Origin of the sequence: Halomonas sp. 3H (assembly GCF_024206005.1) — a bacterium.
Lineage (GTDB): Bacteria > Pseudomonadota > Gammaproteobacteria > Pseudomonadales > Halomonadaceae > Halomonas > Halomonas campaniensis.
Genome location: NZ_CP100360.1, coordinates 642,599 through 655,710, shown reverse-complemented (window position 1 = coordinate 655,710; position 13,112 = coordinate 642,599). Strand labels below are relative to the sequence as shown.

The 13,112-nt window shown below is 61.1% G+C and carries 12 protein-coding genes; 9 read left to right on the top strand and 3 right to left on the bottom strand.

The window, feature by feature from the left end:
* The first annotated feature begins 199 nt into the window (after positions 1-199).
* From NFC98_RS03160 to NFC98_RS03145, 5 genes are all read left to right on the top strand, one after another.
* Positions 200-2,590, top strand: a complete 2,391-nt coding sequence (locus NFC98_RS03160) for a catalase (RefSeq protein WP_254276716.1) — start codon at positions 200-202, stop codon at positions 2,588-2,590.
* Positions 2,591-3,092: 502 nt separating this feature from the next.
* A complete protein-coding gene (locus tag NFC98_RS03155) occupies positions 3,093-3,251 on the top strand; it encodes a YqaE/Pmp3 family membrane protein (RefSeq protein WP_254277772.1) in 159 nt (52 codons plus the stop codon).
* 70 nt (positions 3,252-3,321) lie between these two features.
* On the top strand, positions 3,322-3,603 hold the full coding sequence (locus tag NFC98_RS17995) for a DUF4112 domain-containing protein (protein ID WP_367948959.1): 282 nt from the start codon (positions 3,322-3,324) through the stop codon (positions 3,601-3,603).
* 474 nt (positions 3,604-4,077) lie between these two features.
* Positions 4,078-4,689 (top strand): PAS domain S-box protein, encoded by a 612-nt coding sequence (locus NFC98_RS03150; protein WP_254276715.1) that lies wholly within the window; start codon positions 4,078-4,080, stop codon positions 4,687-4,689.
* Positions 4,690-4,749: 60 nt separating this feature from the next.
* Positions 4,750-7,296, top strand: coding sequence for a chemotaxis protein CheB (locus NFC98_RS03145; protein WP_254276714.1), 2,547 nt, complete (start codon positions 4,750-4,752; stop codon positions 7,294-7,296).
* A 92-nt stretch (positions 7,297-7,388) separates the two neighbouring features.
* Here the strand turns inward: NFC98_RS03145 and NFC98_RS03140 are convergent, their stop codons facing one another.
* Positions 7,389-7,781: a PRC-barrel domain-containing protein gene (locus tag NFC98_RS03140; protein WP_254276713.1), complete on the bottom strand. Its 393-nt coding sequence runs from the start codon at positions 7,779-7,781 to the stop codon at positions 7,389-7,391.
* Positions 7,778-7,939, bottom strand: a complete 162-nt coding sequence (locus NFC98_RS03135; protein WP_254276712.1) for a hypothetical protein — start codon at positions 7,937-7,939, stop codon at positions 7,778-7,780. The genes NFC98_RS03140 and NFC98_RS03135 overlap by 4 nt, the downstream gene beginning before the upstream one ends.
* Before the next feature lie 352 nt (positions 7,940-8,291).
* On the opposite strand from NFC98_RS03135, the gene NFC98_RS03130 reads away from it, so the two are divergent.
* The 3 genes from NFC98_RS03130 (at position 8,292) to NFC98_RS03120 (ending at position 10,439) form a co-directional block, all read left to right on the top strand.
* Positions 8,292-9,455, top strand: a complete 1,164-nt coding sequence (locus NFC98_RS03130; RefSeq protein ID WP_254276711.1) for an AI-2E family transporter — start codon at positions 8,292-8,294, stop codon at positions 9,453-9,455.
* A gap of 47 nt (positions 9,456-9,502) precedes the next feature.
* Positions 9,503-9,784: a YqjD family protein gene (locus NFC98_RS03125; protein ID WP_254276710.1), complete on the top strand. Its 282-nt coding sequence runs from the start codon at positions 9,503-9,505 to the stop codon at positions 9,782-9,784.
* A 205-nt stretch (positions 9,785-9,989) separates the two neighbouring features.
* Entirely contained in the window at positions 9,990-10,439 is a 450-nt protein-coding gene (locus NFC98_RS03120) for a PRC-barrel domain-containing protein (protein ID WP_254276709.1), read from the top strand.
* A 166-nt stretch (positions 10,440-10,605) separates the two neighbouring features.
* Here the strand turns inward: NFC98_RS03120 and NFC98_RS03115 are convergent, their stop codons facing one another.
* The gene (locus NFC98_RS03115) at positions 10,606-11,328 is read right to left on the bottom strand and encodes a Crp/Fnr family transcriptional regulator (protein ID WP_254276708.1); all 723 of its coding nucleotides are present in this window, start codon (positions 11,326-11,328) and stop codon (positions 10,606-10,608) included.
* A 362-nt stretch (positions 11,329-11,690) separates the two neighbouring features.
* Here NFC98_RS03115 and NFC98_RS03110 point away from each other — a divergent pair, with 362 nt between their 5' ends.
* Positions 11,691-12,806 (top strand): diguanylate cyclase, encoded by a 1,116-nt coding sequence (locus NFC98_RS03110; RefSeq protein WP_254276707.1) that lies wholly within the window; start codon positions 11,691-11,693, stop codon positions 12,804-12,806.
* Positions 12,807-13,112: the final 306 nt, after the last annotated feature.

Sequence of the window (13,112 nt, the reverse complement as noted above, 5' to 3'; positions counted from 1 at the left end):
GCACTCGCCGAGTCGGTGCGCTACCGCACCGAGTGAAGAAGTGGAGAAAGATGACCGAGGCAAGTTCAGCGCGTCCAGCGCGGCGCACGTGTGCGTTATCGCACAGACGCCCATCGCCAGCGGCAGTAATAAGGATCATAGCCAGCGGTACCAGCGCTATCGAGACTGTTCACATTTCCCACTTTTCCCGAGAACCATCATGGCCACGAACAAAAAACCAGCCCGGTCGTCGCGCGGAAACGGCAAAGGCGATCAATCCGAGGAATCAACGCAGATCGCCGGGGGGATACTCAGAACCAACGACATCGTCGCCGAGCAGGCCCGCGCAAGCGACGGGCTGGTCGCCGCGATGCCCTACAACAGCAACATCGAGCTCGAGCACGGTCACGATAATGCCGTGGCGCCACCCACCGGAGAGACCATAGCGCCGGACTCCAGCGCCTTGACAGCGAGCACCAGGACCGAGGATACCGAATCCGCGAAAACCGGTACCGCCGCACGGCTCGGCACGAACGCGACGGTTGCGTCGCTCGGCCGGGTCAGGGTCGACCCAAGTGATCGACCGTTGACGACCAATCAAGGGGTTGGTATTGGCGACAATCAGAACACCTTGAAAGCCGGATTGCGCGGGCCATCGTTACTCGAAGATTTCGTGTTACGGGAGAAGATCACGCATTTCGATCATGAACGCATCCCTGAGCGTATCGTCCATGCACGCGGCTCGGGGGCCCACGGTTACTTCAAAGCCTACGACGCCTTGACCGAATACACGAAAGCGGCCCCGTTCGCCGAAAAGGGCAAGGTGACACCCGTCTTCGTGCGCTTCTCCACCGTGGCCGGCGAACGAGGTTCTAAGGATACTGCGCGTGACGTGCGTGGCTTCGCGGTGAAATTCTATACCGACGAAGGCAACTGGGACCTGGTCGGAAACAACATGCCGGTGTTCTTCATTCAGGATGCGATGAAGTTTCCCGATCTGGTCCATGCCGTGAAGCCGGAACCCCATCACGGCATGCCTCAGGCGGCATCGGCTCACGACACCTTCTGGGACTTTGTTTCACTAATGCCGGAATCCACTCACATGCTGATGTGGGTAATGTCAGATCGTGCCATACCGCGCAGCTTTCGAATGATGCAGGGCTTTGGCGTGCACACATTCCGTCTGATTAACCAGAAGGGAGAATCGGTTTTCTGCAAGTTCCACTGGAAGCCGATCCAGGGCACCCACTCACTTTTCTGGGATGAAGCCGTCAAGATCTCGGGTGCCGATCCTGATTTCCATCGGCGTGATCTGTGGGAGGCCATCGAATCGGGTGATTTTCCCGAATGGGAACTTGGGCTGCAGATATTCACCGAGAGTCAGGCTGATGGCTTCAGCTTTGATGTGCTCGACTCGACCAAGTTAATACCGGAAGAACTTGTGCCAGTCACTCCCGTAGGGCGCATGATTCTTAATCGCAACCCCGACAATTTCTTCGCGGAAACCGAACAGGTCGCGTTCTGTACGGCACATATCATCCCGGGCATCGATTTCTCCAATGATCCGCTGCTGGCCGGCCGAATACACTCCTACGCGGATACGCAGATCACGCGACTCGGCGGCCCCAACTTCCACGAGATCCCGATCAATTCCTCGCTTGCCCAGGTGCAGAACAACCAGCGCGATGGCATGCATCGTCAGGCGCTGCATCGTGGCCGCGTTGCCTACGAGCCGAACTCATTGGCGGGTGGCTGCCCCTTCCAGGCCGGCACCACCGGATTCGTCTCCTTCCCCGCGGCCATCACCGACGACAAGGTCCGCGGGAAGCCTGAGAAATTTGCCGAACATTATGCGCAAGCAACGCTGTTCCTCGAGAGTCAGACGGCTGTCGAGAGAGCCCATATTGCTGCCGCCTTCCGCTTCGAGCTGAGCAAGGTCGGCGTCACCGCCATACGCGAACGGATGTTGTCCTCGCTGGTAAACGTGTCACGGGAACTGGCCGCAGAGGTCGCAGTCGGCTTGGGCATGACGGTGCCCGAGCCAATGCCTAAGGCTATCGCCGAGCCAGAAGCACCTGAAGTCACCGTCTCTCGGGCCTTGTCGCTGATGGCGCTACCGGGCGAATGCGGTATCAGAACCCGACAGATTGCCGTGCTGGTCGAGGAGGGCGTCCATCATGCGTCGCTTGTCAGCCTTCATGAAGCGCTGACCGACGCGGGCGCCGTGGTTCATTTCGTGGGGCCGCGCGTCGGCATGTTCGTCGGCGATTCAGGCGAGAAGATAGAGGCAAACAGGTCGATGGAGAATTCGCCCGGTTTCCTGTTCGATGCCTTGGTGGTGCCTGATGGCAGCGAGGCGATTCGGGCCCTCGCAGGCAACGGGCATACCATGGCGTTCATTATCGACCAGTTCAGGCACTGCAAGCCGATTCTCGCGCTGGGTGCCGGAAGGGAGCTTCTGGAATCGGCCGGCCTCGGATCCGTCCTGGATGAAGACGAGGGGATCCTCATGGCTGACGCCGTCGATACGGCCGAGATCGCACCGGCATTCATCGATGTGGTCGCGGCTCACCGTTATCTGGCTCGCGACAGCGATCCCCCCATCGTATGACACTGATCATCTTCCCTCGGTTGAGCATGACGCCAACGGTTCCCGAGAACACTTGAACACCACGACTTCTCGCTACGTATAGAACCGGAAAACTCAAGGACATCAAGCGCATCTCTCCAAAAAAAGTGATCGGTCATATGCAAAACTTCTTCCTCTGGGCGGAGAGATGAATAGCCTCAACCTCCTCACCTCAAGAAGTTACCACGAGAACCAGGGTTCGACGCACTCGGGCTGCCATTAGAACTGCCCCCGTGAAAGTAAAGAAGGCTACATTCGCAATTGGGGCGGCGCGGGAAGAGAACCCGCGCGGCGACATGCTGAAATCAAAGCACTGACTGGTGCTGCGCACTGGCGCCAGGCATTGCATTAGCATCTGACGAATGCGGGTGTCGTACTTAGACTTCGCGCCTGATGGGTCAACATTGAGTGTCTCTTGACCCGTTTGCGAGCGGCCACGCTCGATGCCCAATCGGCATCCCATCACACCCAGGAGCACCAGCCATTGGACCTGTTACGCATCATCATCGCGATCTTCCTGCCGCCGCTGGGCGTCTTCCTACAGGAAGGCATCGGCAAGCATTTTTGGATAAACATTCTGCTCACGTTGCTCGGCTATATTCCCGGCATCGTTCACGCCGTATGGATCATCGCCAGGCGATGAACACGGCGTTGCGCCAGCGCTCCGCCTATGTCACCAGCTAACACGCCGGACCGACGCCCCTCGCACGCGCATGCATCGGCTCGCGCGGCCGATGGAAAGTTCGGTCCCTCTGCCCGGCAGTTTCCGCATCGGGTCGACGAGTTCATCGGGCTGGTCCCAGTGGTCGGCGATTTCGCGACGGCCGGGGGTGTCGTTCTATATCGTCGCACTGGCGGCGCGCGAAGGAGTGCCCTCCAGGCTGCTCCGGCGCATGGTGCCGAACGTCGCGCTAGATACCCTGATCGGCTCAATTCCGGTACTGGGGGACATGTTCATTTCGCGTTCAAAGCCAATCTACGCAACGCCAGGCTGATGGTATGCGTATCTGTATCGACGTACACCGCGCTGATCGAGACCGCTAGATAGACGACATCCTTTGCGATGGTTGTCGGGGCCCGTTGCGGACAGACTCAATAATCTGGGCGCCAAAACATATTCCTATAAAACTGGGCCTTCCCAAACCAACCGATCACTATAAATTTTATAATCACTCCATAAAACATCGAAACCTGAATTGCCGTAATTTCAATGGACGCGACATAGTTCGCATCTCGCGGTCGCCCACCACCCTCTTTATCCCCACGCTCTGAAACAGTGACTAGAACCCCCCATTAGAGTAGCGACACAACACCACTTACAATAGGCACGATCAGGTCCTAAACAGCAACCTCTCAGACTCTTGAATGGAAACATACGCACACCCCGACAATAGCCGAAAATTTCATACTAACCCCTGTCGGGATAAGCTACCATACAACTGTATCCGAGGATCATATTGGAGTCCCTCATGCCCAAAGCTACTGACAAATCCAGCATCTTCACACAGCTGAGGGACAAGGCCGAAGCAGAGTTGCAAGCGGGCACGACATCGACAGCGAGTCACTGGTCGCTGGGCGTTGACGCCCTGAGCCTTCTTCACCGGCTGTCCAGCAATCCCGACAACGCAGAAGACGCCCTCAAGCTTCTTCATGAACTCCAGGTTCACCAGGTGGAACTGGACTTGCAGAACGAGGCGCTCGCCGGGAACGAGCAGGCACTCATCGAGGATCTGAGGCTTTACCGGGAGCTCTACGATTCTGCCCCGCTTGCCTATTTTCTCGTCGACATGGAGGGCAAGGTGATTCAGGGCAATCTTGCCGCCGCGGAGCTCCTTGGCGTGGCAGGTGACGATCTTGCCGGGCATCCCATCGACGTCTTCCTGCGCCCGGAGAGCCGTCCGGGCCTGCGCGACCTGCTACAGCGTGTCGCACAGGGCGGCATCCGCGACGGCTGCGTGGCCGAGACGGGGGGATGCGCAAAGGGTTCCCGACACGTACGATTACTGGCATCCACCCCACCAGGGCGCGAGCATATCCTGCTGGCCTGCTGCGATCGCGACGGTGCGGCCCCCACTCCCTAACCGCTCCATGCCATGACAACCTCGACGCCTGACCAGACATCCACGCCCCCTCCGGAGGGGGTGCGCATCCTCGGCATCGGCGCCTCTGCCGGGGGACTGGCGCCGCTGGAAGAGTTCCTTGCCCGGATTCCGCCCCATAGCCACATGGCCTATGTGGTGGTGCAGCATCTCGACCCCACCCATCGGGCCTTGCTCGCGGAACTGCTCCAGCGCATCACCCCGATGTCGGTCCGGCAAGCGGCACAGGGCATGCCCATCGAGCCTGACTGCGTGTATGTGATTCCGCCAAACACCGAGCTCAGCGTTGTCGACGGCGTGCTGAACCTGGCAAGGCCCATGGAGCCCCGGGGGATGCGTCTGCCGATCAACGTGCTGTTCTCTTCCCTGGCCCGTGCGCAGGGGGAAGCGGCTATCGGGGTCGTACTCTCCGGCATGGGGGCCGACGGCACCCTGGGCTTGCAGGCGATCAAGGCGGTAGGCGGCCTCACGGCCGTGCAACAGCCCGACACCGCCCAGTTCGATGCCATGCCCAAGAGCGCCATCGCCGCCCACTGTGCCGATATCATCGCCCCTCCTGGCGACCTGCCCGCCCGCATCCTGGCCTGCATTGCCCAGGTACCCGCCACGGGCGCGTCCCCCGGGCCATCGGGAGAGCCAGGAGCAGCGCCCGGGGCGGAATCATCGCCCCTGACGCGGATACTCCGGCTGCTACAGCAGCGAACCCGCCACGACTTCTCGCTCTACAAGCGGAGCACCCTGAACCGCCGCATGGAGCGTCGCATGGCGATCCACGAAATCGACACCCTGACGCACTATGCGGATTTCCTCGAACACAACCCCCAGGAAATCGACCTGCTGTTCAAGGAAGTGCTCATCGGGGTGACCAGCTTCTTTCGGGATGCCCCGGTCTGGGAGTATCTGGCCGCTACCACGCTGCCGGCGCTGCTCGCCCGACAGCGGCGCGATCATCACCTGCGTGTCTGGGTGGTGGGTTGCTCGACCGGTGAAGAGGCCTACTCCCTGGCCATGATCTTCGTCGAGGCGCTGGAAAAGCTGCCTCGCCCTCATGACTTCAGCCTGCAGATCTTCGCCTCCGACCTGAGTCCGGATGCCATTGCCACGGCTCGACGCGGCCATTACCCGGCCGGCATCAGCAGCAGTGTCTCGGCAGAACGCCTGGCACGCTTTTTCAGCGCTCAGGGCGATGGCTATCAGATCAACCGGGATATCCGCGACCTGGTGCTGTTCGCCCAGCAGGACGTGGTGCTGGATCCCCCCTTCACGCGCCTCGATCTGATCTCGTGTCGTAACTTGCTGATCTACTTCGACCAGACCCTGCAGCGCAAGCTCATCCCCCTGTTTCACTACAGCCTGCGCGCCGGAGGTGTACTGGTACTGGGGAGCTCGGAGACGGTAGGGCGCCACAGCCAGCTGTTTGCCCCCCTTCAGTCCAAGCTGCGAATCTACCTGCGCCAGGACAATGCGGAGAGCCGCGACATGCGGTTGCCGGTCAAGTCCTTCCCCCCCCTGACCTGGATAGCCAAGGAGCTTCCCGTGCCACCCAGCCCCTCGTCCGCTCGCACCGGTGACAATCTGCAGGCGGCAGCCGACCAGGTGTTGCTGCAGGTCTACGCTCCCGCCGCGGTGGTGGTCAACGGTGAGGGGGATATCGTCTACATCAGCGGGCGCACCGGAAAGTACCTGGAACCCGCCGCCGGCAAGGCCAACTGGAATTTTCACGCCATGGTACGGGAAGGGCTACGCACGCCCATTGCCAGCGCCCTGCGCCAGGCCGCCAGCCAGAACGAAGCCGTTCAGCTGCAGGGCCTGGAGATACCGCTGCCCGGCGGGACCCTGCAGCGCGTCGACATCACCGTACAGGCGCTGCGGGAGCCCACCGCCCTGCGCGGGATGACGATGATCGTGTTCCGCGACGTCGCCCCGCCTCATGTCGCGCCATCTCGCAAGAACGCGAAGTCGACAGCCAGGCCACCGTCTCGTGACAGGGAGCTTCGGCACTATCAGGATGAGATCCAGGCGCTGCGGGAGGAAAACCGTGCATCCCGGGAGGAGCTGCAGTCGGCCAATGAGGAGCTTCAATCGACCAACGAAGAGTTGCAGTCGACCAACGAGGAGCTGACCACGTCGAAAGAGGAAATGCAGTCCATGAACGAGGAACTGCAGACCATCAATGCGGAAATGCAGACCAAGCTCGACGACCTCTCCCTGGCGCAGAGCGACATGAGGAACCTGCTCAACAGCATCGAGATAGCTATCGTCTTTCTCGACCAGAACCTGAACGTTCGCCGCTACACCGAAAGGGCATCGAAGATCATCAACATCCGTGAAAGCGATGTCGGGCGCCCCCTCAGCGATCTCACCACCAGCCTCCTGTATCCCGAGCTTCACGATGATGCGCTCACCACCCTGAGCACCCTGGAATTTTCCGAGAAGCAGATTCTCGCGACAGACGGTCGCTGGTTTACGGTGCGAATCATGCCCTACCGCCGACTGGATAATGTGATCGACGGGGTGGTGATCACTCTTGTCGACATCACGGCAACCAAGGAACTGGAACAAGCCCTGCGCAAGGATCTGAAATCATGAAGACCAGGCCAGAAGAGAGGATTTCCGGCACGGTTGATCCGGATGGTCGATGCCATCCGGACCTTCCCGACTCAGCTTACTGAGCCAATCAATCACCGAGTATAGAATGTCTCGACGGTCGAGTTCCAGGTGGGATCCGCCATGTTCGGCCATTGGTCCTTGTCGAATCCTGGCGCATTCTTCAGGCGGTCGACTTCCACATCGAGCAGGAAGCGCCGGTTCGTCGGGTCATGCTGCAAGGCCTTCCATGGAATGGCGAACAGACGGTCCCCCATGCCCAGAAAACCACCCGTGGCCAAGACGACATAGCGTATTGCCCCCTCCTCCATATCGAGCATGATGTCCTGGATCTTGCCGAGATTTTCATCCTTCATATTAAAGATGTCATCCCCGGTAATTGTAGTGGCGCTCAGAAGGGTGGCGCCGGACAGGTTGTCATCGGTGGTGACATGGCCGGCCCTGGACTGCATCGTTGACTCGTTCATTTCTTCTCTCTCCTGGGATTTTCATTGATATCTTTCAGCACGGCACCGACCTTGCCACCACGCTTCTCATGTTGACCCTTCTGCTCCTTTCGCTTGCTGTCGGCACCCCCCTTTTCCTTCTCTTTTTTCACACCATCCTTGACCTGATGACTGCTCATGGGCGACCTCCTGTGATCAATCCAACCGGGCACTTACCCTCACCCTTCATCCCTGTGGGCGAAAGGTGATGATGCCAGACTAGCCCAGGCGCAAGGTCTGGTCTGTGCGCTGCCCAACTCATGCCGCCCCAACGTTCGGGCGGCCAGTCCAGCCGGGGCCTAAGACGACAGCTCTGTGGGGTAGCGCACCGAAAGATCGTTCGCCCTCGCCTAGGCTTGAATGACCTTTCCTTTCATCGCGCGCTGACCTCCTGATCCAGAAGGGGTCGGAAGCTCGGGCCTTGCATGCCCGCCATCCACGGATGGCCGCGGCGGCGATGACGGGATCCTGCATCGACGGTAAAGACAGCCCATGAGTTCCGAGAAGATACCGCAGCTCGACTTTACCCCCGGCGAGAAGCGACTACTCCGGTACACCCTTCTCGCCCTGAGTTCCGTCATCCTGGCAAGCATGATTGGCGTCATCATCTGGGCTCTAGGGCGGATCATCGGCGCCCTGCATGCCCTGATCTTTCCCCTGGCCATCGCCGGGGTCATGGCCCTGGTGCTGTTCCCTGTCGTGGAGCTTTTCGAGCGTCATTTGCGAATGAACCGGCTTGGCGCCGTGGCTTCCCTGTTCGTGATCCTCCTCGGCCTGTTTCTTACGCTAATGGTGCTGGTCCTGCCTACGGCCATCTATCAGGGCAGTCAATTCTTCCAGTCCGTGCCTGAGATAGCCCAGCGCGGTCACGAAAGCCTGTCGGCCCGCTTCCCGAAAGCCTTGCCGGTCCTGGAAGATGCCATCACCGAAATGGAGATCCAGTCGATGCTCCCGGATGCAGAGGAAGCCGCCGACCGCACCATGGCCTACCTCGGCTTCCTGCTGGGACTCGGCTTCGTTCCCCTGTACCTCTTCTTCGCGCTGCTCTCCGGCGATCGCCTGAAGGCACAAGCCAAGGGCATGCTGTTTCTGTTCACGCAGAAGAGGCAGAACGAGGTGCTGTATCTGGGCCAGATCTTTATCGACTACGTGACCGCTTTCTTCCGCGGTCAACTGACCATCGCACTGATCATGGGCGTCATGATGGCGATCGGCTTTACCATCATCGGGCTGGAGGCGGCCATTTTCATCGGCATCGCCCTGGGGCTGCTGAACATCGTGCCCTACCTTGGCTTCATCGTCGGCGTGATCACCGTGCTGCCCATCGCCTATTTTCAACCCGATGGCGGCACCCAGCTTGTCATGCTGGTGCTGGCGGTCATCGCTGTCACGCAACTGGTTGAGAGCGTGCTGCTCACTCCCAAGATCATGGCCGACCGCTCGGGGCTGCATCCGGCCCTGGTCGTGATCTCGATCCTGTTCTGGGGGACTGCGCTTGGCGGCGTCGTGGGCATGATCCTCGCCGTCCCCTTGACGGCGTTCCTCCTCACGCTCGGCAGGCATGTGAAAAGCCGGCTCCCCACCACGATCTGGACCGACGACGTCGCTCCCCGGAACCTCATCGAGACCATGGGCGGCGATGATCGTCATGGCTGACGGCGCATGATCTGCCCGTCTGGATAGCGAATAACGAGGATGTGACCATGATGAAAACAGGCGAACACGAAACCACCGATCGGGTGGCAGGCAAGGCACACGAAGCAGTGGACAGGGCCGCTCAGACCGCGGGCAAGGCCGAGGAGTACGCTCGGCAGCAGGCCTCCCATGCCGATGAGCACGTGCGGGGTGCAGCCGCCCATGGGCGGCAGCGGGCCGACGATACGCTTGAGCGTATCACCGGCTTCGTCCGCGAGAAACCGCTTGTATCGATAGGCATCGCCTTTGTAGCCGGCGTGCTCTACTCGGCCCTGACGCGTCGTCGGTAACCCGTGATATCCGGCGCTCCGGCACGCCTTCATCCTCCGAGGAGATCGAGGCCATCTCCAGAAGGAATTGATGATGCCGTGTGTGGCAGCGCACCGACAGGCCGCCCTTTCATGGCCATCATGAGATGGCATTCCCGCGAAAAGGGAACGGCTCTCTCGCCCGCCTGGGTCGGGAGAATCCCCATACACCCGTGGAGATACCCCCATGAAGAAACTAACAGCACTCCTCCTTTCTGCCGCCATTGTCCCGGCATTGTCCTTCAGCACGATCACAATGGCCGACAAGCATGATGCCATGAAGGAAGACGCCGAGCAGCAAGCCGGCCAGCAGCATGCAGAGCAGCAGCGTGCCGGTGGGCAGCAGATGAGCGGCAAGCCCGCTGGCGCATTCTACGCGGACGACATCATCGGCAAGACCCTCAAGCACCGCCGTTCCGATGAGGAAATTGGCGAGATCCAGGACCTGGTCATCGGTAATGATGGCCGCATGGTCGGCGTCGTGGTCAAGACAGGAGCCTTCCTGGGGCTCGGCGGGCAGGACGTGGGCCTGAGCTGGGAACACGTGGAGCACACCGTGGAAGACGAAGAGTCAGTGTTCTACACCGACATTGACGAAGACACGCTGCGTGAATCGCCCACGTATGAGCGCGATTGATCCAACCCGAAGATTGATCCTACCCGAAGAGAGCGGGGGCACCTGGTGCCCCCGCTCTCTTGTTACCTCCCCGGGATTTTCTCGCCAGCCCCGGGGGATACCCCGGGGCACCGGACCCGTGGGGCAGCACCCAGGCCACGCCGTTTTCCGCTTCGCTGAAGGGACATCACTCCCTGCAGCGCTTGGGGTTCAGCAGCCGCTCGTACTCCCGCTTGACCACTGAATAGCATTCACAGACCCGTGCTTCCAGCCCGGCCCTGTCCAGAATGCTGATATGCCCACGATGATAGGAAATCAGGCCGGCCCTCTGCAGCTTTCCGGCCGACTCGGTGACGCCCTCTCGACGTACGCCAAGCATGTTGGCGATCAGCTCCTGGGTCATGACCAGCTCATTGGTCGGCAGGCGATCCAGACTCAACAGCAGCCAGCGACACAGCTGCTGATCCAGGGAGTGATGCCGATTGCATACCGCCGTCTGGGCCATCTGGGTGATCAGGGCCTGGGTGTAGCGCAACAGCAGGTGCTGAAGCGTCGACGCGCGATCGAACTCCTCCATCAGCACCTGCCCCTTGAGGCGATAGGCGCCCCCGGCACTCTGCACGATGGCACGGCTAGGCGTGGTTTCGCCGCCCATGAACAGCGAGATGCCGACGATGCCCTCGGCGCCGACAACGGCGATCTCCGTCGAATCGCCATCTTCCATGACGCACAGCAGCGAGACGATGCAATCCGTCGGGAAGTAGACATGGCGCATGACCTGTCCCGATTCGACCAGCGAATCCCCCAGCATCAGCCGGGTCCACTCGAGGTGAGGTGCCAGGCGCTCATACACATCCTTCGGAAGGGCCGACAGCAGGTGATTCTCACGAGGATCATGTTGCGGGGCCATGACGAGCACTCCGGTACCGGGCAAGCCATCCCCGAGCGCGAGGGGAGGAAAGTGGGCTCGTCCATGGGGGGTTATCGGCAGCGGCCGGCAGTGCGCCGATGCCGCGTGCATTGCCAGGGGAACGCGTCCATGCAGTGTACGCTAGCGCACGGAAGCGCTTCCGTCACGCCACTAGTCTCCCCAGTTAACGTCCAAGCCCGAGGCTTCGGTCAGGCCATGCCGACCCGCCGGGGCTCATCCGCAGGCGGAACAGGAAATCGACACATGGCAGTGACAAGGATTTCGATGATCGCGTCTCCCTTCTCCCGTCCTCACCTTCCGGCGGGCGGCCCCAGGGGCATCCAAGCGGCCGGGGCAAGCGCATGATGGACGAGCCGATGATGCAGGGCAACGCCAGGGCGACGCACGCCTCGACCGCCATGCACGCCGAGGAACCGGGGCCGCGGGCACAGCCCCGGTTCCTCGCCTCGCGACGGGAAGCCCCCGCCGCACTGGATGCCGAGAGGGCATGGGCTCGGGTGGCTCTCGACGCCATTGGCGATGCCGTGCTGACCATCGACCTTAAGGGCACGGTCATCTACATGAACCGAGTGGCGGAAACCCTGACAGGCTGGTCGCACCCGGAAGCGATCGGCAAGCCGCTTTCCCGGGTGCTCCATCTCGTCGATGGCAAGACACACCAGACGACCATCCCCCCCGGACGGCGCGCCATCGAAGAGAACAGAGCCGCAGGTTTCGCCCTGGATTGCGTGCTGATCCGCCAGGACGGCAGCAAGCTCGAGATCGAGGACTCCGCGGCGCCCATCCACGATCGGGAGGGCCGCGTCACCGGCGCCGTGATCGTGTTCCATGACGCCACCCGGTCACAGGTCATGCTCGAGCGGATGGCCTACCTGGCCCAGCACGATGCACTCACCGGCCTGGCCAATCGCGCCCTGCTGACGGAGCGACTCTACCGAGCCATCGGCCTGGCCCGTCGGCACGGACACCTGGTTGCGCTGCTCTATCTTGACCTCGATGCCTTCAAGCCCATCAACGACTCCCTCGGCCATGCCCTGGGTGACTGCCTGCTCCAGGCGGTGGCGGGTCGCCTTCAGGACTGCATGCGCGACATCGACACCGTCTGCCGTCAGGGTGGCGACGAGTTCGTGGTCCTGCTCGCCGAGATCCGGCGGCCCGAGGATGCCACCCAGGTCGCGGAAAAGCTGCTTGCCGTGCTGGGCAGGCCGTACCGCATCCAGGGTCACGAGCTCCTCATCACGCTGAGCATCGGCATCAGCCTCTATCCCGATGATGCCGATGATGCCGATACCCTGATGCACTATGCCGACACGGCCATGTACCACACCAAGCGGAATGGCCGAAATGGGCATCGGTGCTTCACCGCCGAGATGAACACCCAGCACCCCCATCGCAGGCGAATCGAGCCTGGCCTCCCTCGTCTCCTCCCGCCATCGCAGATGGCGTTCGATTTCTAGTCGCTGCCCGGCCTGCCGGGTTCTCTCCCCCACGACCCCGCGGGCCACTCATGCCGCCTGGCTCCGGGCGTCCGGCCCCATGTACGCCAGCGCACAGATGGGAGATCCGCCAGGACGTATCCTCGAATGAGTGGGGCAAGGAATCGCCCGTACAGGGAGTTGCACTACGCGTCGCACGGACTGCGACGCCATCATGTCACGAACCATCCCGCAGGATCCTGAAAAGGACGATGCGCCACAGAGGTACACTTCATGAACAACATCGTCTATATCGTAGGGGCAATCGTCATCGTGCTGGTGGTGCTG